25 protein-coding genes and 1 tRNA gene are annotated in these 22,562 nt (G+C 62.9%); 9 read left to right on the forward strand and 17 right to left on the reverse strand.

What is annotated here, in order from left to right:
- Nucleotides 1–67: 67 nt before the first annotated feature.
- Nucleotides 68–1,021, reverse strand: coding sequence for a thioredoxin-disulfide reductase (gene trxB / locus ACOABP_RS12535; RefSeq protein ID WP_474225353.1), 954 nt, complete (start codon nt 1,019–1,021; stop codon nt 68–70).
- Nucleotides 1,022–1,202: 181 nt separating this feature from the next.
- On the opposite strand from trxB, the gene ACOABP_RS12540 reads away from it, so the two are divergent.
- The 3 genes from ACOABP_RS12540 to ACOABP_RS12550 all read left to right on the forward strand — a co-directional run bounded on the left by ACOABP_RS12540 (nt 1,203) and on the right by ACOABP_RS12550 (nt 4,791).
- Entirely contained in the window at nt 1,203–3,533 is a 2,331-nt protein-coding gene (locus ACOABP_RS12540; protein ID WP_474225354.1) for a DNA translocase FtsK, read from the forward strand.
- A 128-nt stretch (nt 3,534–3,661) separates the two neighbouring features.
- Complete coding sequence (gene lolA / locus ACOABP_RS12545; RefSeq protein WP_474225355.1) at nt 3,662–4,297, forward strand: outer membrane lipoprotein chaperone LolA; 636 nt, start codon at nt 3,662–3,664, stop codon at nt 4,295–4,297.
- Nucleotides 4,298–4,356: 59 nt separating this feature from the next.
- Complete coding sequence (locus ACOABP_RS12550; protein ID WP_474225357.1) at nt 4,357–4,791, forward strand: hypothetical protein; 435 nt, start codon at nt 4,357–4,359, stop codon at nt 4,789–4,791.
- A 56-nt stretch (nt 4,792–4,847) separates the two neighbouring features.
- Here the strand turns inward: ACOABP_RS12550 and ACOABP_RS12555 are convergent, their stop codons facing one another.
- Entirely contained in the window at nt 4,848–5,018 is a 171-nt protein-coding gene (locus tag ACOABP_RS12555; protein ID WP_474225359.1) for a hypothetical protein, read from the reverse strand.
- 181 nt (nt 5,019–5,199) lie between these two features.
- Nucleotides 5,200–5,883, reverse strand: coding sequence for a hypothetical protein (locus ACOABP_RS12560; protein WP_474225360.1), 684 nt, complete (start codon nt 5,881–5,883; stop codon nt 5,200–5,202).
- Nucleotides 5,884–6,113: 230 nt separating this feature from the next.
- Here ACOABP_RS12560 and ACOABP_RS12565 point away from each other — a divergent pair, with 230 nt between their 5' ends.
- The 4 genes from ACOABP_RS12565 to ACOABP_RS12580 all read left to right on the forward strand — a co-directional run bounded on the left by ACOABP_RS12565 (nt 6,114) and on the right by ACOABP_RS12580 (nt 9,779).
- On the forward strand, nt 6,114–7,466 hold the full coding sequence (locus tag ACOABP_RS12565) for a replication-associated recombination protein A (protein WP_474225362.1): 1,353 nt from the start codon (nt 6,114–6,116) through the stop codon (nt 7,464–7,466).
- Nucleotides 7,467–7,637: 171 nt separating this feature from the next.
- Nucleotides 7,638–8,945, forward strand: coding sequence for a serine--tRNA ligase (gene serS, locus ACOABP_RS12570; protein ID WP_474227827.1), 1,308 nt, complete (start codon nt 7,638–7,640; stop codon nt 8,943–8,945).
- Nucleotides 8,946–9,029: 84 nt separating this feature from the next.
- Nucleotides 9,030–9,119 (forward strand) — tRNA-Ser (locus ACOABP_RS12575).
- A gap of 69 nt (nt 9,120–9,188) precedes the next feature.
- Complete coding sequence (locus ACOABP_RS12580; RefSeq protein ID WP_474225363.1) at nt 9,189–9,779, forward strand: recombinase family protein; 591 nt, start codon at nt 9,189–9,191, stop codon at nt 9,777–9,779.
- 347 nt (nt 9,780–10,126) lie between these two features.
- On the opposite strand, the gene ACOABP_RS12585 is transcribed toward ACOABP_RS12580, so the two are convergent.
- The 9 genes from ACOABP_RS12585 to ACOABP_RS12625 form a co-directional block, all read right to left on the reverse strand.
- Nucleotides 10,127–10,384: a hypothetical protein gene (locus tag ACOABP_RS12585; RefSeq protein ID WP_474225365.1), complete on the reverse strand. Its 258-nt coding sequence runs from the start codon at nt 10,382–10,384 to the stop codon at nt 10,127–10,129.
- A complete protein-coding gene (locus ACOABP_RS12590; RefSeq protein WP_474225367.1) occupies nt 10,381–10,584 on the reverse strand; it encodes a hypothetical protein in 204 nt (67 codons plus the stop codon). The genes ACOABP_RS12585 and ACOABP_RS12590 overlap by 4 nt, the downstream gene beginning before the upstream one ends.
- A gap of 60 nt (nt 10,585–10,644) precedes the next feature.
- Nucleotides 10,645–11,559 (reverse strand): rolling circle replication-associated protein, encoded by a 915-nt coding sequence (locus tag ACOABP_RS12595; RefSeq protein WP_474225368.1) that lies wholly within the window; start codon nt 11,557–11,559, stop codon nt 10,645–10,647.
- 568 nt (nt 11,560–12,127) lie between these two features.
- Entirely contained in the window at nt 12,128–13,324 is a 1,197-nt protein-coding gene (locus ACOABP_RS12600; RefSeq protein WP_474225370.1) for a zonular occludens toxin domain-containing protein, read from the reverse strand.
- Nucleotides 13,325–13,365: 41 nt separating this feature from the next.
- The gene (locus ACOABP_RS12605) at nt 13,366–13,692 is read right to left on the reverse strand and encodes a DUF2523 domain-containing protein (RefSeq protein ID WP_474225372.1); all 327 of its coding nucleotides are present in this window, start codon (nt 13,690–13,692) and stop codon (nt 13,366–13,368) included.
- The gene (locus tag ACOABP_RS12610) at nt 13,689–15,005 is read right to left on the reverse strand and encodes a hypothetical protein (RefSeq protein WP_474225373.1); all 1,317 of its coding nucleotides are present in this window, start codon (nt 15,003–15,005) and stop codon (nt 13,689–13,691) included. Before ACOABP_RS12610 ends, ACOABP_RS12605 begins: the two co-directional genes overlap by 4 nt.
- Nucleotides 15,006–15,299: 294 nt before the next feature.
- Nucleotides 15,300–15,521, reverse strand: a complete 222-nt coding sequence (locus ACOABP_RS12615; protein WP_474225374.1) for a hypothetical protein — start codon at nt 15,519–15,521, stop codon at nt 15,300–15,302.
- Between the two features lie 244 nt (nt 15,522–15,765).
- On the reverse strand, nt 15,766–15,987 hold the full coding sequence (locus tag ACOABP_RS12620) for a hypothetical protein (protein ID WP_474225375.1): 222 nt from the start codon (nt 15,985–15,987) through the stop codon (nt 15,766–15,768).
- A gap of 60 nt (nt 15,988–16,047) precedes the next feature.
- On the reverse strand, nt 16,048–16,353 hold the full coding sequence (locus ACOABP_RS12625) for a hypothetical protein (protein ID WP_474225376.1): 306 nt from the start codon (nt 16,351–16,353) through the stop codon (nt 16,048–16,050).
- Nucleotides 16,354–16,511: 158 nt separating this feature from the next.
- Between ACOABP_RS12625 and ACOABP_RS12630 the strand changes: the two genes are divergently transcribed.
- Together ACOABP_RS12630 and ACOABP_RS12635 are read left to right on the forward strand one after the other, a co-directional pair.
- A complete protein-coding gene (locus tag ACOABP_RS12630) occupies nt 16,512–16,823 on the forward strand; it encodes a helix-turn-helix domain-containing protein (protein ID WP_474225377.1) in 312 nt (103 codons plus the stop codon).
- Nucleotides 16,824–17,029: 206 nt separating this feature from the next.
- Entirely contained in the window at nt 17,030–17,482 is a 453-nt protein-coding gene (locus ACOABP_RS12635; protein ID WP_474225378.1) for a hypothetical protein, read from the forward strand.
- An 84-nt stretch (nt 17,483–17,566) separates the two neighbouring features.
- Here the strand turns inward: ACOABP_RS12635 and ACOABP_RS12640 are convergent, their stop codons facing one another.
- From ACOABP_RS12640 to ACOABP_RS12660, 5 genes are read right to left on the reverse strand one after another with little or no spacing between them, the layout of a single operon-like run.
- Complete coding sequence (locus tag ACOABP_RS12640) at nt 17,567–18,277, reverse strand: RraA family protein (protein ID WP_474225380.1); 711 nt, start codon at nt 18,275–18,277, stop codon at nt 17,567–17,569.
- A gap of 35 nt (nt 18,278–18,312) precedes the next feature.
- Entirely contained in the window at nt 18,313–19,515 is a 1,203-nt protein-coding gene (locus tag ACOABP_RS12645; protein ID WP_474225381.1) for an aspartate transaminase, read from the reverse strand.
- A gap of 15 nt (nt 19,516–19,530) precedes the next feature.
- Nucleotides 19,531–20,115, reverse strand: a complete 585-nt coding sequence (locus ACOABP_RS12650) for a LeuD/DmdB family oxidoreductase small subunit (RefSeq protein ID WP_474225382.1) — start codon at nt 20,113–20,115, stop codon at nt 19,531–19,533.
- A gap of 50 nt (nt 20,116–20,165) precedes the next feature.
- Entirely contained in the window at nt 20,166–21,464 is a 1,299-nt protein-coding gene (locus ACOABP_RS12655; protein WP_474225384.1) for a 3-isopropylmalate dehydratase large subunit, read from the reverse strand.
- Between the two features lie 36 nt (nt 21,465–21,500).
- On the reverse strand, nt 21,501–22,475 hold the full coding sequence (locus ACOABP_RS12660; RefSeq protein ID WP_474225385.1) for a Bug family tripartite tricarboxylate transporter substrate binding protein: 975 nt from the start codon (nt 22,473–22,475) through the stop codon (nt 21,501–21,503).
- Between the last annotated feature and the right edge of the window lie 87 nt (nt 22,476–22,562).

Genomic DNA, 22,562 nt, shown 5'->3' on the forward strand with positions numbered 1-22,562 from the left:
GCCGCTGCAAGGCGGGCGTCCCCGTGGGGTTCGCGCCAGGGCCGGCCGGCGGCCGCCCGGCGGGAAATTACTTCAGGGCTTCGACGTAGCGCTGGGCATCCAGCGCGGCCATGCAGCCCGTGCCGGCGCTGGTGATGGCCTGGCGGTAGACGTGATCCTGCACGTCACCGGCCGCGAACACGCCCGGGATGCTGGTTGCCGTGGCGTCGCCCGACAGGCCGCTCTTGGTGACGATATAGCCGTTGTTCATCTCCAGCTGGCCGACGAACAGGTCGGTGTTCGGCTTGTGGCCGATTGCCACGAACAGGCCCGAAAGCTTGAGATCCTCGGTCTTCGTCGTGTCCTTCGTGCCGCGGATGCGCAGGCCGGTCACGCCGGACTGGTCGCCCAGCACTTCGTCCAGCGTATGGTCGTAGCGCAGTTCGACACGGCCTTCCTTGACGCGCTGGAGCAGGCGGTCCACCAGGATCGGCTCGGCGCGGAACTTGTCGCGGCGGTGGATCACGGTAACCTTGCTGGCGATATGCGACAGGTAGAGCGCTTCTTCCACGGCCGTATTGCCGCCGCCGATCACGGCCACTTCCTGGTTCTTGTAGAAGAAGCCGTCGCAGGTGGCGCAGGCGGACACGCCGCGGCCCATGAAGCTTTCTTCCGACGGCAGGCCCAGGTACTGTGCCGAGGCGCCCGTGGCGATGATCAGCGCGTCGCAGGTGTACTCGCCAGCGTCGCCGATCAGGCGGATCGGCTTTTCGGTCAGGTTGGCCGTGTGGATGTGATCGAAAATGATTTCGGTGTTGAAACGCTCGGCATGCGCCAGGAAACGCTGCATCAAGTCCGGGCCCTGGACGCCGTTAGCGTCAGCGGGCCAGTTTTCCACGTCGGTGGTGGTCATCAGCTGGCCGCCCTGGGCCAGACCGGTGATCAGCACGGGGTTCAGGTTGGCGCGGGCTGCGTAGACGGCGGCGGTGTAGCCAGCCGGTCCGGACCCGAGAATCAGCACTTTTGCGTGTTTTGCGGACATGATGCGTTCCTGTAGACAGCAAGTGAGCCGGTGCGGCATTCGCCCCGGTGTCACTCGAAACCGCCATTATATGTGGCGCGGCGTTTGCCGACTGTTGCAAATTCCAATGAAGGCGATAGGGTCAGGCGAGGTTAAAATGGCCGCCATCGTCCACTTCGCACGATCGAACAGACCCTGACGCATGGCTCGCGCTACCACGACTACCCGGACCGACCCGTCGGCACTTCCATCGCGCATCGGCAAGCTGCTTGGCGAGGTGCGCTGGTTCCTGCTGCTTGCCGTGACGCTTGGCTTCCTGTGCGTGCTGGCCAGCTACAGCAAGGCCGATCCCGGCTGGTCGCATGCCAGCCAAGTGGCCGATATCCGCAACCTCGGCGGCCGTGTGGGCGCCTGGGTGGCCGACATCCTCTTTTTCATCTTCGGCTTCTCGGCCTACTGGTGGAGCGTGCTGCTGATCCGCCGCTGCTGGCGCGGCTGGCGCGTGCTGACCGCCGAACTGCCCGAGCGCGTGCCCGATCCGCAGCACAGCACGGCCATCAGCTGGATCGGCTTTGCGCTGACGCTGGTGTCCAGCATGGGCCTGGAGGCCATCCGCATGTACCCGCTGCGTTCGGCCCTGCCGCGCGCGCCGGGCGGCGTGCTGGGCGACCTGCTCGGCGGCTGGCTGCAACTGGCGCTGGGTTTCTCGGGCGCCACGCTGCTGCTGCTGCTGATGTTTGCCATCGGCCTGTCGCTGTTCTTCCATTTCTCGTGGCTGTCGGTGGCCGAGCACGTGGGCGGCTTTGTCGAGACGCTGTTCATGGGCTTCAAGGCCCGCCGCGAGAAGAAGCAGGACCGCATCATCGGCGCGGCTGCCAAGGTGGAACGCACCGAAACCGTGGAAGTGCAGCGCGTGAAGCAGGAAGAGGCCGCCCCGGTGCAGATCGTGCGTCCGCAGGCCGTGCCCAAGCACGAGCGCGTGGAGCGCGAGAAGCAGCAGCCGCTGTTTGCCGATATCCAGGATACGGACCTGCCGCCGCTGTCGCTGCTGGACGCCGTGCCGGCCCACCAGGAGACAGTCAGCGCCGAGACGCTGGAGTACACGTCCCGCCTGATCGAGAAGAAGCTCAAGGACTTTGGTGTCGAGGTCAAGGTGGTGGCCGCCTATCCGGGCCCGGTGATCACCCGCTACGAGATCGAGCCTGCCACGGGCGTGAAGGGCAGCCAGGTGGTGAACCTGGCGCGTGACCTGGCGCGCAGCCTGTCGCTGGTGTCGATCCGCGTGGTCGAGACGATCCCGGGCAAGAACTACATGGGCCTGGAACTGCCGAATCCGAAGCGCCAGACCGTACGGCTGGGCGAGATCCTGGGCTCGCAGGTCTACAACGAGAGCGCGTCCAGCCTGACCATGGCGCTGGGCAAGGACATCGCCGGCAAGCCGATGGTGGCCGACCTGGCCAAGATGCCGCATTGCATGGTGGCCGGTACCACGGGCTCGGGCAAGTCGGTGGGCATCAACGCGATGATCCTGTCGCTGCTCTACAAGGCCCGCGCCGACCAGGTGCGCCTGATCCTGATCGACCCGAAGATGCTCGAAATGAGCGTCTACGAAGGCATTCCGCACCTGCTGTGCCCGGTGGTGACCGACATGCGCCAGGCCGGCAATGCGCTGAACTGGGCGGTGGGCGAGATGGAACGCCGCTACAAGCTCATGAGCAAGCTGGGCGTGCGCAACCTGGCCGGCTACAACAAGAAGATCGACGAGGCCGCGGCGAAGGAAGAAAAGATCCCGAATCCGTTCAGCCTGACGCCGGACGCCCCGGAACCGCTGGACAAGCTGCCGACGATCGTCATCGTCATCGACGAACTGGCCGACCTGATGATGGTGGTGGGCAAGAAGGTCGAGGAGCTGATTGCCCGCATCGCGCAGAAGGCCCGTGCCGCGGGCCTGCACCTGGTGCTGGCGACGCAGCGGCCGTCGGTGGACGTGATCACCGGTCTGATCAAGGCCAACGTGCCGACGCGTATCGCGTTCCAGGTCAGCAGCAAGATCGATTCGCGCACCATTCTTGACCAGCAGGGCGCCGAAGCGCTGCTGGGCATGGGCGACATGCTCTACCTGGCGCCGGGCACCGGTATGCCGATCCGGGTTCACGGCGCGTTCGTGTCCGATGATGAAGTCCACCGCGTGGTCGACAAGCTCAAGGAGGGCGGCGAGGCCAACTATATCGAGGGCATCCTCGAAGGCGGGCTGGTCGATGGCGATGGCGCCGGCGACAGCCTTGGCGGCGGCGCCGGCATTGGCAGCGGCGGCGGCGAGGCCGATCCGCTCTACGACCAGGCCGTGGAAGTGGTGATCAAGAACCGCCGGGCGTCGATTTCGCTGGTGCAGCGGCACCTGCGCATCGGCTACAACCGCGCGGCGCGGCTGCTGGAAGACATGGAAAAGGCCGGCCTGGTCTCGGCCATGTCCGGCAACGGCAATCGGGACATCCTGGTCCCGGCCGGCAGCAGCGCCACTGCCGAAGACTGACGTCGCGCGTCTCCGCACAGGCTGAAGTGACGGGTAATATACCGTTACGCCCGTCACAGCCTGTCGCGGAATTGGCGATACGCGGCGTGCTCTAATCGGACATCAGCCAAATCGTAAGGAACGATTCCATGCGACATCGCATTCTCGCGCCGCTGTGCGCGACGCTGGCGCTGCTGGCCGCCGTGCCCGCCGCACATGCCGCCGCCACCGACCAGCTGCAGACTTTCGTGACCAGCGTGAAGACCGCCCGGGGCGAATTCACGCAGAAGCAGATCAAGGGGCAGGGCGCCGATGCCAAGGTGGCCGGCACGTCGAGCGGGACCTTCGCGTTCTCGCGTCCCGGCAAGTTCACCTGGCGCTATACCAAGCCCTATGACCAGCTGCTGCAGGCCGACGGCCAGACGCTCTATATCTACGACAAGGACCTGAACCAGGTCACCGAGCGCAAGCTCGACAACGCGTTGGGTTCCAGCCCGGCCGCCATCCTGTTCGGCAGCAATGACCTGTCGAAGAACTTCGACGTGAAGAACGGCGCCACGCGCGATGGCGTGGAGTGGCTGGAGTTGACGCCGAAGTCGAAGGACACGCAGTTCGAGCGCATCGGTATCGGCTTCAAGAGCGGCAATCTCGAAGCGATGGAGCTGCGCGACGCGTTTGGCAATACCACGATGCTGACGTTCACGGGCATGCAGAAGAACCCGTCGCTGCCGGCGGATACCTTCCGCTTCACGGTGCCGAAGGGTGCCGACGTGATGAAGCAATAAGGCGCGAGCCCGAGAAGCCAGACCGCCAGACAGAGCCAGACAGACGCCATAGGACAGACATGAAAGACGCCCCCGCCTTCCCCCGACTGCCGAGCCTGCGCGCGGTATCCCGCCTGGCCGCCCCTGGCGGCGCGCTGGCCGCCGCGCTGGTCCTGTCCGCCTGCGCGCACAGCCAGGCCAGCAAGTTCGATGTCGATGCCTTCCTGCGCGGCTCGGACACGGCGCTGCCCGAGGTGCTGGGCAATACCGATTTCCTGAAAGCCACGCGCATCGCGCAGAACGAGTGCGCCGCGCTGCTGCAGTCGCCGCACAACGGCGTGCTGGAAGACCTGCCCGCCAGCAACACCACGCGCGGGCCGGCATGGCTGCTGCATCCTGCCGGTACCACTGACAAGGTCTGGCTGATTGTCGGGCAGGCCAATGGCGAGCGCAGCTGCCACGGCCCGTTGCCCGCGGACGCCATGAAGACCCTGACCGAGCGGGCCAAGGGCTGAGTCGCGCCCCGCAGCGCCGGCCCTGCGGCACGGCGTGCGAGGGGACTGGCGACTGCCTATGCCGCCAGTGACTCGCGGGCGTAGCGCTGGCGCGGCTTGGGCAGCGCCTGCAATTGCTCGCGCCGGATGCGGATCGCTTCCGAATTGCCACGCTTGATGGCGGCGCGCAGCTTCAGCACTGCCTTCTTGTACTGCTTCTTCTTGCGCATGCGGGTGGTGATGGCCATGGCAGTGGTGTCCTCCTGATCCTGGCGTCCTGACGAGCCAGCGCGGTCGCGCCGGTTGCCAGCCATGGTACGGCCGGGCCGCCCTGGTCATGCCGGAATTCAAAAGAATTCAGATCGCCCCCCGAGCATGCTCATTGCTGCGCCGCGCAATGGCGACGCCGCCGAGCCATCGGAACAAGATTCAGAGCAAGAAGCGCCGGTTGTCGTTTTCGTCGTAGCGCGGCTCCACCTTCCGGAATTTGAGCTTGGTACTGCTCTTGAGCTTGCGGCCGGCGAGCTTGCGCTGCAACTGGCGGTGAACGGCGCGGATATGGCCGACCGAGTCCTGGGCATACGGCTTGCCGTCGGTGGCACCGGCCAGGCCGCCGCCGGCGGCCAGCGCCTCGTTGTGAGCGGCCGCTGACCGCGCAATCAGCACGTCCAGATACTGACGGGCGCGCACGGCAGCGTGCAGCATGCCGTCGGTGGGGGCCTGCTTGGCGCGCACGGCGTCCTGCGGCAGCTTCACATTGGCGGCGATGCGGCGCAGCGAGGCGCGTACTTCGGCGCCGTCCATATCGGCTTCCTGGACGATCCAGACTGCGTCGTGGCGGATCCAGCCTTCCGTGTCGATCATGCGGCGCAACAGCGCCGGCTGCAGCAGGCGGCCGCCGTAGCGGCGGGTGCGGCGGATGGCGGCAAGGCCGATGCGGCGCACGTGCGGATTTTCATGCTCGAACAGGTCGGTGATGACCTGGTCGGCCTCTTCCTGCGATTCAATCAGTTCGGCAAACTGCCCGGCCAGCGAGATTTCTTCCACGCCATTGAGCTTGTTCTTGCTCGCCAGCCGGTTCAGCTTGAACATCAGCATGCGGTATCGCAGCATACAAATCCCCGAAATTCGCCAACAGTGAGTGGTTCTGAAGTGAGCCGCCGGTCGTTGTGCCGGCGTCGACCTTCCCGCGTGCATGAAACGCGGGCCATTGGACGTTATCGGCGGAATCGGAGCCGACTTTAGGGGGCGACGCAAAAATATCCGGCTGGCCCCGATCGTCTACACTGTGGCGTTCCGTGCCGCCTGTGGCGGCGCTACCACACGACAAAGGCTCCAGTACCGTGGCGGATTCGCTGTTCTCCGACCCTCCTGAACGTTCCCGACAACCGCTGGCCGAGCGGCTGCGCCCGCGCAATATCGACGAGGTCATCGGCCAGCAGCACCTGCTGGGTGCCGGCCGCCCATTGCGCGTGGCCTTTGCATCGGGCGAACCGCATTCGATGATCCTGTGGGGGCCGCCCGGCGTTGGCAAGACCACGCTGGCACGGCTGATGGCCGACGCGTTCGACGCGGAATTCATCGCGCTATCGGCCGTGCTGTCGGGCGTCAAGGACATCCGCGAGGCGGTGGAGCGCGCCGAGCAGTACCGCGCCCATGGGCGCCGCACACTGGTGTTCGTGGACGAGGTGCATCGCTTCAACAAGAGCCAGCAGGACGCCTTCCTGCCGCATGTGGAAAGCGGGCTGTTCGTGTTCATCGGCGCCACCACCGAGAACCCGTCGTTCGAGGTCAATGGCGCGTTGCTGTCGCGGGCGGCGGTCTATGTGCTCAAGAGCCTGGACGAGGCAGATTTGAAGCAGCTGGTGATGCGCGCCAGCGGCGAGCTGGGCGGCGTGCAGTGGGACGACGAGGCCATGGGCCTGATCGTCGGGTCGGCCGATGGCGACGGGCGCAAGCTGCTCAATAACGTGGAAATCGTGGTGCGCGCCGCGCGCAATGCCGGCGTCCAGATCATCGACACTGCCCTGCTGGGCAGCGCGCTGTCCGACAACCTGCGCCGCTTCGACAAAGGCGGGGACGCGTTCTACGACCAGATCAGCGCGTTGCACAAGTCGGTGCGCGGCTCCGACCCGGATGGCGCGCTGTACTGGTTTTGCCGCATGATCGATGGCGGCGCCGATGCGCGCTACCTGGCGCGCCGCATCGTGCGGATGGCGTGGGAAGACATTGGCCTGGCCGATCCGCGCGCGGCCCGCATCACGCTGGACGCCTCGGAAACCTACGAGCGGCTGGGCTCGCCGGAGGGCGAGCTGGCGCTGGCCCAGGCGTTGATCTATCTGGCCGTGGCGCCCAAGTCGAATGCGGGCTACAACGCCTACAACGCGGCCCGTGCCTTTGTTTCGAAGGACAAGTCGCGCCCGGTGCCGGTCCATCTGCGCAACGCGCCGACCAGGCTGATGAAGGAACTGGGCTACGGCCACGCCTACCGCTATGCGCACGATGAGCCGGAAGCCTATGCGGCCGGCGAGCACTACCTGCCCGACGACCTGCGGCGCCAGGACTGGTACCAGCCCACGCCGCGCGGCCTGGAGGGCAAGATTGGCGACAAGCTGCGCCATCTGCGCGACCTGGACGCCGCCTGGCATCGGGACAGCCGGGGCGGGCCGGAAGTCGGCGGCAAGGACGGAAAGTAGGCCCGGAAGCCCGGCGGCAGCGTAGCCGCGCACGCCGCCACGGGCAGGATGCGGCGCCGAATGCCCGAAAAGCATGGGAAATCGGGCCAGATTCGCTGCTGTGCGGTCTTGCCGGTGCAGTAAAATGTCGCGTTCGCCGGCATGTCGCCGGCACTGCACACCGATTGCAACATGCTCGACATCCAGCTTTTCCGCAAAGACATTGACGCCGTGGCCCAGCGCCTGGCCACGCGCGGCTACCAACTTGACGTGGCCACGTTCCAGGCCCTGGAGGCCGAACGCAAGCAACTGCAGACCCAGACCGAGGACCTGCAGGCCCGCCGCAACACGCTGTCCAAGCAGATCGGCATGCTCAAGGGCAAGGGCGAGGACGCCTCGGCCCCGATGGCCGAAGTGGCGGGCATTGGCGACACGCTGAAGGCGTCGGCCGAGCGCCTGGCCCAGATCCAGAGCCAGCTCAACGACGCGATGATGTCGATCCCGAACCTGCCGCACGACAGCGTGCCGCTGGGCAAGGACGAGACCCAGAACGTGGAAGTGCGCCGCGTCGGCACGCCGCGCACGTTCGACTTCGAGGTGAAGGACCACGTCGACGTGGGCGCCCGCCTGGGCCTGGACTTCGAGACCGCCTCGAAGGTGACCGGATCCCGCTTCTCGTTCCTGCGCGGCGGCGTGGCGCGCATGCATCGTGCGCTGGTGCAGCTGATGGTGGATACCCACACGCTGGAACACGGCTACACCGAGATGTACGTGCCGTACATCGTCAATGCCGCGTCGATGCGTGGCACCGGCCAGCTGCCGAAGTTCGAGGACGACCTGTTCAAGGTGCCGCGCAAGGTTGGCGGCGAGGACGGCCAGGACACGATCGAGAACTTCTACCTGATCCCGACCGCCGAAGTGCCGCTGACCAACATCGTGCGCGATGCGATCGTCGCCGCCGAGAAGCTGCCGATGCGCTTCGTGGCCCATACGCCGTGCTTCCGCTCGGAAGCCGGTTCGTACGGCAAGGACACGCGCGGCATGATCCGCCAGCACCAGTTCGACAAGGTCGAGATGGTGCAGGTGGTGCCGGCCGAGCAGTCGATGGACGCGCTCGAGCAGATGACCGGCCACGCCGAAACGATCCTGAAGAAGCTGGAACTGCCGTTCCGCACCGTGGTGCTGTGCACCGGCGACATGGGCTTTGGCAGCACCAAGACCTATGACATCGAGGTGTGGATCCCCGCGCAAAACACCTACCGCGAGATCAGCTCGTGCTCCAGCATGGGCGATTTCCAGGCCCGCCGCATGCAGGCGCGTGCGCGCGCCGGCCAGGGCAAGCCGGAACTGGTGCATACGCTGAACGGCTCCGGCCTGGCCGTGGGCCGCACGCTGGTGGCCATTCTGGAGAACTACCAGAACGCCGACGGCTCGGTCACCGTGCCCAAGGCACTGCAGCCCTACATGGGCGGCATCGAGCGCCTGGAACCGGAAGCATAAAAAATTCTGCAAAAGGGGCTTGCGCAGCAGATGGCAATGTCCCTATAATCTTGGTTTCGCTGCTAACGCAACGACCAAGTTACCGGAGAGGTGGCAGAGTGGTCGAATGTACCTGACTCGAAATCAGGCGTACCGGCAACGGTACCGTGGGTTCGAATCCCACCCTCTCCGCCATTTATAAGAGACTGCTTAACTCAGCACTCGAACAGCTACACTGACGCGAAACAACTTCGCTGAAGGGTCATGCTAGTAGGGTACGCAAGAGTTAGCACGCAAGAACAAGAGACTCACGCTCAAACCGACGCATTGCGAGAAGCAGGCGTCGGTTTTGTTTTTTCCGAGAAACGCTCGGGCGGAAGCGCATCGAAAAGACCAGTGCTAGAGCAAATGCTAGCCACCATCGGCCAGGGTGACACGGTAGTCGTCTACAAGCTAGACCGCATCGCACGATCACTAAAAGACCTGCTAATCATCATCGAACGGATCGAAGCAGCAGGCGCGCAATTCCGCAGCTTGACTGAACACATCGACACACGCTCACCAGCAGGTCGGATGATCTTTCAAATCGTTGGAGCATTCGCCGAATTTGAGCGAGAGCTCATACGCGAAAGAACAAGAGTAGGCATGGCGGCCGCAGCAAGACGCGGCGTGAAGATGGGACGGCCTACCGCCATGAGCGCCGAGGACGAAGCAGAAGCATTGCGGCTATGGTTCACAGGCAACCATACCAAGTCCGAACTTGCCCGCCAGTACGGCACCCATATATCAAGCATCAAACGCGCAATTAAGCGCCACCACGAAAGAACGCAACTCAGCCTGCTAGACGCAGCCTAGCAGCCTCGATTGTTGATCTCCTCTTGCACGCGCGCTAGTTCCGCGCTAGCACCTGCTTGCTCCAGTCGCCAGCCCGTGCGCCGAATCTGATCTATCAACATACTTTCATCGACACGCAAACGCTGACAGCGCGCTTCCGAGTACGGAACACTCCGCGTTTGCGTTGTCTCAACTTTCACAGTGCCGTCGGACTGACGTGTCGTCGTGGTAGTCGTTGTCGTCGTCACGGTGTACGACTGCGCGCCAGCAACGAGCGGCGCCGCAAACAGAATGCAAGTGAGGTACCGAAGCATAGCGACCACCATTTTTTAGTTCTTTAGTCGCCACGACGATACCACACCGCTACGTCACCGCTTTCTCAACAATTGCGAACGCAACAGCTTTTCGAAAACCGCATTCCGTGTCGTGTCCTTGAACCGCAGATAGTCACTCAGCGCGTCCACCAACTCAGTCGGTAACTCGACAGTGACCGAGGTAAGCCCGTTACGCGCTCGGTACGCAGCCTGCCGTTCAGCAGCCGTCATCGCATTGCCCGATGCCGGGCGACCCCGCTTGCGCTTAACGGGCACCAGTTCGCCCGTTTTGTTGTCGTGTGAGTCTTTCATCGCCACTTCTCATCCTCGACCACGATTCGATTGCCATCTTTGTCCAGGAGGGTAGAAAGTCGTTTGTAGCGAACCTTCTTTGGCTTGCGAACAGGAGATCGACCGAAGAAGAATTCGAGAACGTCAGTAAGGAAGACCGCGAAATAGATCACAACGAAAATCGCGACCCCGAGCCCCACAGCAGAAATGAAAGCGGACATGTTTGACCCCATAGTGTGTGGATTAATTATCGTCACACGTTACGATAATTGCAAGCACTATCACGCTGATGGTGACGCCCCGACAAAGAAGTAACGCCCACCATCGGATACGTACGCCTGAATCTCGTCAGCAGGGCACACCTGCATTGCAGCGTGCATTGCGTCCACGATCACGCTATGCATATCGGTGCCATCGACCGACATGTACGTCACAGGCTCAGGCACTGGGATGCCCTTGGAAGACCAGTAACGCTTTTTGTTTAGGTCGTGATCGCCGCCACCCTTGGCGATGTACTTCGCGATGTAAGCAGCCAGCATGTGCCGTTTCCACTTGCCGTACTTCACGCCGTCTTTCGGATTGCGCACATCGATGTTGCCGCCCGGCCGCCCTTGCTCATCCTTGCCGACGATGCGACGCCAAATGCCGCGCACGAGGTTATAGGCCATACGACCATGCACCGCGACATGGATATGCCAGCCGCCGCTCTTGTGCGGTTCAGGGACCGCGACGTAATGCCACTCGCCAGCCTTGCGCATGGCCCTGCGGAACGCATCAAAATCGCTTTTGAGCCGATCCATGTCAGTCATGGCACCACGGTATGTGAGGGTCAGCAAACGATCCGCTGCAATGGTTTGGCAGCGCAGGCGAACGTTTTTCTTGGCACGCCTTGCCGATGACTCTTGAGACTGTTCGGCATTTTCGGATTCGCCGCGCTTGGTGCGTTTGGCCAGCCACCGTTCACGCAGTTCGCCCAGGCGAGTCCGGACCGAGACAGGAAACGCGTAGAAGTTGACCGCGCCATCCTCGAAATACCGCATGCGGCCGACGATAGTGTCTTTCCACGGCCCTTCAGTAAAGCCGCGCTCAGCCTCGTTCAAGCGCTCCCGCTCCTGATGGGCAACAGCCTTAGTATCCGCTTCGCTGTAATTGCCTTGAACGAGGTGATAGTGTTTATCTATAATGTGATCACGCATTGCGAGTGTCCTGAAACTTGTCGCGATGTAGGCCCGGATCTGCTGGTAACAGATGCCGGGCTTTTTCTTTGCTGCCTGCAGGTGTTATCGCCCTGCAAGCCGCGCCAGTACTGCGTTTCCGTTAAGTGTTATTACTTCAAGTCTAGGGGCTCGCTCCGCTCGCCCCCGTCCGTCCTCGCTTCGCTCCGGGCGAGGCGGGGGCTCACCATCGACGCCCCTACAACCGCGCGTAACGCCCCTACACGGCCCGCATTCCAGTTCGGACTACCCCGGACATCAACCGCCCTTCAAAAGCGGCTTGTAGAGGCTAGGGCAGCTTGCGGCAGCGTTGCCTTCGTCACCCGATATCGCGCAGCCCGCTACTCGGTCCCGCCAGCCTCGCTGAGTCGCTCGACAACCGCCACGAGGGAAATACGATCTTGGTTCTTTGGTTCTTGACGTTAGCGCAGACACTCCTAACGCTAGACGCAATTTCCTGCTGCGCGAGATCTCGAAACCTTCAACCTGGCGCACCGTTTTTAGATCTCGAGACGACAGAAAATTGCGCACCCCATTCGCGATCGCAGCACTAGCCGTCCGACCTGCTGCGTCCGGCCTCAGCCAAGCCCTTGTTCGTTTCTTCGCTGACCTTGCCGAACGCCTCAAGGGGCCACGACGTAACCGCAATCACCGTCCCCGACTTACTCAAAATCACGTGTTCCCCATACGCCGACTGCCGCACGCCCCATCCCATTTCTTCCAACTGCGCGGCCGACAACCGTTCTTTCAGCCGATACGCATCGTCGTACCACTCGACGTACAGACGAGCCCGCCGCTTGTCATAGATCAGCCCACTTAGCCGCGGCCGCCATTTCCCGGAGATCGCCGCCACATAATCCGCAGCCATCGCCTCAGGTTGCGGCTTGCCATCGCCGACCGCCGTACCCGGAACACCCGACTGCGGTACCGACGCCACCGACTGAGCAGGGGCATGCGTCACCGTTGTAGTCGTCACCACGTGGGCAGGCTGTTCAGTCTTCACGCCCTTGGTCAGACCCTTCTCAAGGCCGCCGCCTTTGAACAGATACACAAGAAATGACACCGCACCAATCAACACCACAGCGAACAGCGGCAACCACTTGCGAAACACCGGGTTGCTCATAATGTTCGTACGACTGTCCTGATACGTCTCCGCGTTGTCCGACCCTTCGACCCGCGTGGCATAGGTGCCAAAGTACTTCCGGTCGTATTTTTCCAGCCCGCTGTTCGTCTTCAGAAAGACAATCTTCTTTCCGTCGTGCTTGCCCTTGTACGCAGTCCAACGATAGCTATCGTCCTTGCCGCGCCCATTCTGTTTCTCGAAAACGATCTTTTGATCGCAGCGGTTCACCCAGTTTGGATGCACACCGCCAGCACCCTGCAACAGCTGCCCCATGCCCACGATATCCAAGCCCCTATGACCATGCTCCGCAATCGCCTTGATCTGATCCGGCCCCATGCTGCGAGCGGAACCATGTGGCCAGAAATTTTGCATCTCGTCCAAGATAACCAAGGCATCGTTTTCGACCAGCTTCGCCCACTCTAAAACCTTGTCTTCCGGAATCTCGTGCAACAACTCACGCACACGCTCAACAGGCAGACCCGACACCTCAGCAATCTTGTCAAAGTCCATACCGTTAAGCCGCGCCCACACTTTGCGACCCTTTTTCAACGCAACGATGATCCGCTTGACCATCGCCTCATACGACTTGCCCGAACGCGGCAACCCTTCGTGAAAAATGAACATCGTTGACCCCTCGTTTTATCGTCACGCGTGACGGTTATTCGTTACCACTGGAACAGCGTCACAACCTTGCGCGCCATACGGAATGCAAACGCAGAACCGAGCAACACAATCCCGGGTCCGATGTTGAACACGGCCACGAAATACAGCACGTCCGCACCCATGCCGTTGAACAACGTTTGAAGGCTGAGCCCCTGCAGAAATGCAGGCGCAGGTATCGCCGAGATCAAAGCGCCAAGCGCCGTCAGCACGCCATCGACCGCGAAAATCAACAGGTCATTGAACAGGTCCCAGATAGCCAAGAAAACCTTGACGAACAGGCTCAACAGCCACGCCGCGAAGGCGCTGATAGCGTTAATGATGCCGTTCATAGGAATGCGATCCGAAACGCCGCCCACGCGGCCACGATCAACATCACCGTGCCACCGATGGCATACAGCGTTTGCATGTTCGAGCTACACACGTACTGGCCAGCATCAAGCGAAGGCGTCCACTTCGTTGCAGCAACAGTCCAGTGCGGACACCCACCGGACGAAATCGACACGTTGAAGAACCCTGTAGCAGCCGCGTACCAAGGCGCACCGCGCAACGTGTTCTGAAACGAAACGAGAACGTCATTCCACGTCCGCGTTTTCTTCGTGTAGAGCGTTGCATCACCCGCGCCAAACGTCGCCGAACCATCCTGCGTGGTATCGCCCGGTTTGGTCTCAGCAGGCGCCGTGCTAGTCGTCGTCGTAGTCGTCGTATTGCCCGCCGCATCCTTCGCTGAATCCGTTTGCGTCGCAGTCGTTTGAACGGAAACAGGGTTGCTTCGGGCATCCGCCCCCGTGTTCGCGGCCACAGCAGTCGACATCTGCAACGTCTTGGTATGCGTGACCCCGTTTGATGCTTCCGTCCACGTCTTCGACGGCCAACCGTACGGATTGTTTGTAGTCGGCACCGTAGCAGGCGAGGGCGACCCACCTACGACGATCATGGCGCAAGGATCAGTGTTGCCCGACAGCGCAGCAAGATCGATATAGCTATTGATTTTCTCCGGGCAACCGGCAGCACTGAAGATATTCGGCCAGCTCGCAGGCGTGGCAGCAATCGCAGCTTCGATCTGCGCATTCGTCGACGCCGACGTGCCCGGATCAGTCCAACCAGGAGGAATGCACATCCCGTCCGCACGCAACGTATCGCCCGTATTGCAACCAGTCTTATGCGTCAGGCTGTACGTAACATCAACAACCGTTCCGCCAGCCTTAGGCGTGCGATTCAAGTGACACGAACCCGCCGTCGAGTTAGTGAGAACGAATGTCCCCATCGAAAAGTTGTACGCAGTCTGCGTCGATATCGCCCAAGACATCAACGCATCACAAACAGGTTGCGGATCAGCAGCAACAGTCGAAACAAATCCGGAAACCCAGTATCCGCCCGCAGAGGAATAAGGCTGGCTGCCGGTGTACGGATTCTTTGTGCGAAACGAATTCGACGCAGGGTCATAGGTCGTATCCCCTGCAAGCGCCATTGCAGCGGCAAGCGCAGCACCAGTCAACGCGCCACGCGACATTGCAGCCTGCATCGCCGCACGACCCGCCGCACCCATGACGCTGGCCCCAACGGACACAGCACGACCAACCGGCCACACCTGAGTGACACCGAACAGCGTTGCAGTCACCGCAAAGGCCGCAACCGCCGTCATGGTGCTACCGCTCACAGACGCAGTGCCCGGCGTAGACCCCGGACCAAGACTCCAGGCAACTCCACTTGTCGGCGCGCCACCCGCCAACGATTGAGCCTCAGCATCCTTGGCCACCAAAACCACAGCCAGCACAAGCGCCAACAGAACGGAAACTAGCTGCCGAATCCAATCGCCACGCTGAAGGCGCACACGACCCCGAGAAGCGCATAGAACAGTAGCCATAGCATCATCACCCCCTAGAAACGAAAAAGGCCCGTAGCGGACGCGTACGGGCCTGCACAGCACAGCGACGGATTAACCGAAGAACCCCGCCACCTTCTTCGTTGCCCACTTCGCGAAGCCCGGCAGAGCCAGCACGACACCCATGGCAACAATGGCCGTCACGACAGTGGACGAATCCACGCCCGACGTGATGGTCGAAAAATCGATACCACCAGCAGCATTGGCAGCACCAGCAGCAGCCATGGCGGCAACCGAACCCGAAGCAACAGCGATACGACGATAGAGGTTTTTCATGGTCATTTTTCCCAGACAAAGAGAGCACGGCAGACACGCGCAACGACGAAACACGTCGCCGGCAGAATGAATCCCAACGCAAACGCCGCACTCATTTGATCCTGCGTTGGGATTTGCAAACCTTGTGCGAGGCTCATCGCATTCGTGTACTCGGTCGACTGCAGCAGCACGAAGCCCTGACACACCTCAGGCGCATCGGTAGTCGCTACCAGCGACGCCCCTTGCCACACGACGCACTGAGCCACTATTGACCCCTCTTTTCCCGCCACACGCGCGCTTGCAGCTCACGAACCTTGTCCGCGTTGCGCACGTTGATCTTTTCCGCCAGTACTTCACCGACGCATTCCCAAACGCTACGAGTGAGGCCGTACACGAACCCGCCCAACATGGCGCCGAGCACCACCGACATCACGGACAACGAAACCAGCGTTGCGACCTGATCCCATGCCAATGGCGAAACATTCATCACAGCACCTCCCGTAAACGAAACAGAGCCCGGCGTACCGGGCTCAGGAGTAGGGCAGCGTTAGACCGCTGCCGGTTGCTTATTGGCTTGCGCAGCCGGACGACCAGACAGCGACTTCAGGCCCGACACCTCAAAGTCGATGCGGCCATCACGAACACGCGGCATGAAATCGGGCAGGTAGTCACCTTGCGGAGTGTCCTTGAGCGAGTCCGCCAGCATGACCGTTCCCACGCTCACAACAGGCTCCTGGCCTTCTCGTTGCGCCGTGATCACGCATTGCGCTTCGTGCATCGTGTAAGGACGGCCAGTCTTTTGGGCCACACCCGAACGGGTATTCACAGCGAGGATCGTCAGCTTGAAATTCATGGTCTGTTACCTTTTGAGATGAAAGAGAGGCCAGCGCACCAGCCCAAGCGGTTTACCCGCCGTTGTTTACGCCCTACACTTGGTGTTGACTTAACGGCGTGTCAACTCAACACGGTGTAAAGATAATCGCAACTCAACACGGTGTAAAGGAGCAACGAATGCTACGCTCTATTGATTTTCTCTATCGAGCGCTACAAGGCAATAAGCAAAAGGAAGTTGCCGCACGACTCGGCGTCACCGAAGCGGCAATCAGCGCATGGAAGAAGCGCAACCACGTAAGCCCAGAGCATGCGATTCAACTAGCCACGATGACTGGTGATGACCCATTCGTCGCATCGACTGTCGCAACGCTCGAACAGATCAAAGACGATTCGCAGCGCACGCGACTGGTCGAAGCGATCGCACGAGTACGCGCGGGTTTTCGTTGGCCGCTTAACGCCATGAACGGAAGCGTCGGCATGGCTCGCTGATGCTGCGTTAAGCAGTCTCTGTGAGAGGTTCGAAATGGACCCTCTCCGCCAAAACAAGAAGCTGCCGATTGATTCGACCACCGGCAGACAAAAATAGCGTAGTAAAACTCAAGCCGACGTACTGTGAAAACAGGCGTCGGTTTTGTTTTTGTGCGTTCGAATCTGCCGTGTTACCTTGCGTGCAAACAACAAGGAGGGGTAACGACATGCGCGCAGTCCGGGGACTTTCCGTGATGGTCATCGCCACGCTGGCCGCCCTTGCCGGCGGCGAGGCGCTTGCCACGACCAAATGCCAGAAGGGCACCAGCACGCTCTATACCGAGTCGGCGACCTGCCCGGCCGGTTTTGCCAACGTCACCAGTACGATGGGTGGCAATTTCTCCACGATCGGCAAGGATGACTCGGTGCGCCAGCAGGAGCAGTCGATCTTCGACAGTGGCGCGGAGACCCGGGCTGCGGACCAGGCCAGGACCGCCCAGGCCGACCAGGCGGCTGCGCAACGGCAGCCCGCCTCGCAGGCGTTGATGTGCGGCGCAATTGCCGACCAGATGCGCGCGCTGGAAACCGACATGCAGCAGCGCCACACGCGTCAATCGATCGAGCAGGCCAGCGACCAGTACCAAAGACTGCGCGAGCAGCAACTGCAAGGCCAGTGCTGAGCGCCTGAGCGACGGCCCCCGATGCTGGAGCCGGGGAACGTATGCCTTCACACAACCTGAATGCCGATCGGCGATCGGCGATCGTCAGACCGGCAGTCCCTTTGCGCGCAGCACCGCGTCGAACCGTTCGGGATCCGCCGTGCCCAGCCGGTTGGTCTCCCGTACACGCGCTTCACGTTCCAGGCCGGCGCGGGCGCGTGCCAGTACGGTTTCGGCTTCGGCTGCCGGGATCGCCACCACGCCATCGGCGTCGCCGACAATCAGGTCGCCGGGCAGCACGGCCATGCCTGCACAGGCAATCGGCACATTGATCTCTCCCGGACCTTCCTTGCTGGGGCCGCGATGCGTGTGGCCACGCGCAAAGACCGGCATGCCGTCTTCCGCCCATTCGACGAGATCGCGGATCGCGCCGTCAATCACCAGTCCGCCTAGCCGTTTGGCCACGCAGGTAGTGCGCATCAGGCCGCCGATCAGTGCTTGCGTGACATCGGCACTGCCGTCGATGACGAGCACGTCACCGGGCTCGACCATCATCAGCGCCTTGTGGATCATCAGGTTGTCGCCGGGCCGGACGCGTACCGTCACGGCCGGACCGCACAGTACTTCGGTGAGGCGGCCATGGTAGCGGTGCAGGCCCATCGTGCCGATACTGCGGCCGATGGCGTCGCTGATCGCGGCCACCGGGATTTCGCGGAAGGCGGCAACCAGTGCGGCCGAAGGGCCCGCCGCGCGGGGTTCGATGCGATAGCCGGCCGGCCACTGCACAGCCTGGCGTTCGGAGGGGGTAGCAGTCATCTGTGAATCCTTGTCTGTTTGGTTTCCGGATCGGCTCAGCGCAGCGCCTCGCACGCGGCGCGTAGACGCGCCAGGCCGGCCTCGAGCCTGTCCATTGACGTCGCGAACGAGATGCGGAAGAACGGCGACGTGCCATAGGCGCCGCCCTGGAGAACGGCCAGATTCTGGGCGTCCAGCAGGTAGAGCACGAAGTCCTCGTCGGTTTCGATCACCTTGCCGTCGGGCGTCTTGCTGCCGATCAGGCTGGCGCACGACGGGTAGGCATAGAACGCGCCTTCGGGCAGGTGGCAGGTCACGCCTTCGATGCGATTCAGCGCGGCCACGACGGCATCGCGGCGCGACTGGAACACGCGTGTGCGTTCGGCAATGAAGTCCTGCGGGCCGGTCAGCGCCTCCAGCGCTGCTGCCTGGCTGATCGACGACGGGTTGGACGTGCACTGCGACTGCAGCTTGACCATCGCCTTGACCAGCGCGGCCGGCGCACCGCCATAGCCGATTCGCCAGCCGGTCATCGCATAGGCTTTCGAGACGCCGTTGATGGTCAGCGTGCGGTCCTTCAGCGCCGGTTCCACCTGCGCGATGGTGGCGAATTCGCGGCCGTCGTAGAGGATGTGTTCGTAGATGTCGTCCGTCATCACCCAGACGTGGGGATGGCGCAGCAGCACATCGGCCAGCGCCTGCAGTTCCGCGCGCGAATACGTGGCGCCGCTGGGGTTGTTCGGCGCATTGAGCACCAGCCAGCGTGTGCGCGGCGTAATCGCGCGCTCCAGGTCTTCCGGTGCAAGCTTGAAGCCGTTGCCGGGCTGGCACGGCACGATCACGGGCGTGCCCTCGGCCAGCAGCACGATGTCGGGATACGACACCCAGTATGGCGCGGGCACGATGACCTCGTCACCCGCCTCGATCGTGCAGAGAAAGGCGTTGAAGATGATCTGCTTGCCGCCGGTGCCCACGATCAGTTCGTTTGGCGCGTAGTCCAGCTGGTTGTCGCGCCGGAACTTGTCGGCGATGGCCGCGCGCAGTTCGGGCGTGCCACCCACATCGGTGTACTTGGTCTGGGACCGGGCCATGGCGCGCGTGGCGGCTTCGCAGACGTTGGCGGGCGTATCGAAATCGGGCTCTCCCGAGGTCAATCCGATGATGTCGCGGCCCGCCGCGCGCAGTTCGCGTGCGCGCTGGCCGGCCATCGAGCTGGGCGAAGGTTGGATGCGGTTCAGTCGTGCGGCAATCAGGGTCATGATGAACGGTCCGGGTCAGGAGAAGTTTGGTGTTCCGGCGCCTGAGTGCGGCGCGTGGGCGTGCGCAAGGCGGCGATGACGGCGCAGGTAGGGCACGAGGCCACCCATGTCGCGGATGGTCAGCACGATGTCGGGCACCGGCTCGCAGGGAATCACATGCAACGGCGTCTCGTGCGGGGTGCCGACGCGCAGTTCGGCCCGTGCGCCCGACAGGTGCAGGGATACCGCATCGCCTTCGCGGATGGCTTCGTGGAGCAGGTCGGTGTCGGCCGTAACGGGCAGCAGGCCGTTGTTGACCGCGTTGCGCCAGTAGGTGCGCGCAAAGCTGCGTGCGACCACCACGCGAATGCCGGCGGCCAGCACCACGGTGACGGCCACCTCCATCGCCGAACCGCAGCCGAAATTGTGTCCGGCGATCAGGATGTCGTCATCGCGCACCGTGGCCGCGAACGCCGGGTCGTAGTCTTCGAGCAGGTAGTGCCGTAGCACGTCGCCGTCGAGCGTATCTTTCTTGCGGCGCGACGAGATGATGTAGTCGGTGTTGATGTCGTCCCCCAGGCGGCGTGCACGGCCCGGAATGACGGTGGAAGGCAAGGTCATGATGAACGGCTGGCTTTCAGGCTGGAGGAACGACTCGGGCAGCGGCAGGATCAGCGGCCCGCGTCGCGAGGATCGGTCAGGTGGCCGGTGGCGGCCGCCGCGGCGCATGCCCGTGGCGACGCGAGAAATATCTGCGCCTGTCGATTGCCCATGCGCCCCTTGAAGTTGCGATTGGCCGTGGAGACCACGTGCATGCCGTCGGCGGGTATCGTTCCGCAGGTTCCGCAGCACGATCCGCAGCCAGGCGGCTGGAACTCGGCACCCATCGCAGTGAACTCGGCAAGCATGCCGGTGGCTTCCAGTTCGGCAAGCACCGATGCCGAAGCGGGCGTGACGATCAGCCGCACGCCCGGTGCCACGCCGCCGTTGGCACGCAGGACTTCGAGCGCCTCGCGGTAGTCCTTGGTACGGCCACCGGTGCAGGTGCCCAGGTAGACCATGTCGACGCGCGTGCCCGGTGCCGCTTCGAAGCCCACGACGTTGTCGACGCGATGGGGCAGGGCCACCATCGGCACGACATCGTCGAGGTGGTAGTGCAGCGTTTGCGCATAGCCGGCATCGGCATCGGCGGATACCGGGTCCAGGGCCGCGGTGGTGCGGCCCGAGAGCCAGGCCCGGGTGTAAATGTCGCACGGGAAGATGCCCGCCTTGGCGCCCATTTCCACCGACATGTTGGCCAGCACGATGCGGTCGTCCACATCGAGCGATGCCACGCCGGGCCCATCGAACTCAAGCGCCATATAGTTTGCGCCGCCGGCACCGAGCGCGCGTGCCATGGTCAGAGCCAGATCCTTGGCCGAAGCATGAGGCGGCAGCTTGCCGGTCAGGTGGATTCGTATCGATCCTGGCACCTTCAGCCATAGTTGGCCGCACTGGAAAATGCCGGCCAGGTCCGATGAGCCGATGCCCGAGCCGAAGGCGTTGAGCGCGCCATACGACACCGCGTGCGAATCAGCCCCGACGGCCAGCTGGCCAGGGAGCACGCGGCCGGATTCCAGCAGCAACTGGTGGCCGATGCCCTCCGCCACATCGAATACATGAATGCCGAACAGCCGTGCGAAACCACGTGCCTTGGCCTGCAGCGCCATCGCGCGCTCGCCCGACGCCACGCCGTAGTGATCGAGTGCGAAGGCCAGGCGGTCGGGCCGTGCTGGCGCGGACAACGCGCTGTCTTCCTGCATGTCGCGGAAGTACTCAAGCGCCATCGGCACGGACCCATCGGTACCCATTGCCATGTCGGGCTCGCAGATGGCCAGGTCGCCGGCATAGACGGCATGCCCGGCGGCGCGCGACAGCAGCTTCTCGGCCATGGTCTGGCCGCGGGTGGGTGTCATGATGGTGGCGGACATTGCGAACGTTGTCGTGGCGTGGCGGGATGGGAGCGATCAGTTCAGCTTGATGCCGGCGGTCTGGATGACCTTGCCCCACTTGTCGTGCTCGGTCTTGATCTGGCGCGCGAAGTCCTCGGGCGTGCCGCCCACCGGCTCCACGCCAAGCTGCACCAGCCGCGCCTTCACATCGTCGGATTTCAGGATCTGGTCGATCGCGCGATTGAGCTTGAGCACGATGCCCTTCGGCGTGGCCGCCGGGGCCACCACGCCGCTCCAGGACAGCGATTCGTAGCCCTTGACACCCGCTTCATCAAGCGTCGGCACATTGGGCAGGCCAGGCAGCCGCTGGCGGCTGGTCACGGCCAGCGCGCGCAGCTTGCCCTGCTGTACGAAGCCGATCGACGACGGCGCGTTGTCGAACAGCATGGTCACGTTGCCGCCCAGCAGATCGGTCAGCGCGGCGGAGCTGCCCTTGTACGGCACATGCATCAGCTTCACGCCCGTCAACGACGAGAACAGCTCGCCCGAGAGATGGGTGGAGCTGCCGGGGCCCGACGAGGCAAAGCTCAGTTCGCCCGGCTTGGTCCTGGCCATCTGGATCAGCGCGGGAACATCGGTGGCCGGCAGGCCTGGCGCCACTACCAGGATATTCGCGTTCTCGGTGGTGTAGCTGACCGGCACGAAATCGCGGGCCGCGTTGTAGTTGAGCCTGGCGTACAGATGGTCGTTGATCGACAGGACACCGGTGGCGCCCATCAGCAGCGTGTAGCCGTCGGCTGGCGATTTGGCCACGAGCTCGGCACCGATATTGCCGCTGGCGCCGGCGCGGTTGTCCACCACGAAAGGCTGCTTGAATTTCTCCTGGAGTTTCTCCGCCAGGATGCGCGCAACGACGTCGGTGGAGCCCCCGGCAGCGAACGGCACGACGATGCGTACGGCCTTGTCCGGATAGGTGTCCTCGGGTGCGGCAACCGCAGACAGGGGAAGGCAGGCGAGACATGCAGCAGCAAGACCGGTCAGCGTCTTCATGGGGGATTTCCCTGAAAAGGATGATGCTTGTTGTGGGTTCGGCCACGCTTGCAGTCTCGCGGCTCAGGGAAAGTCTACGGACACGGA

The sequence above is a fragment of the Cupriavidus sp. HE11 genome (assembly GCF_056097175.1).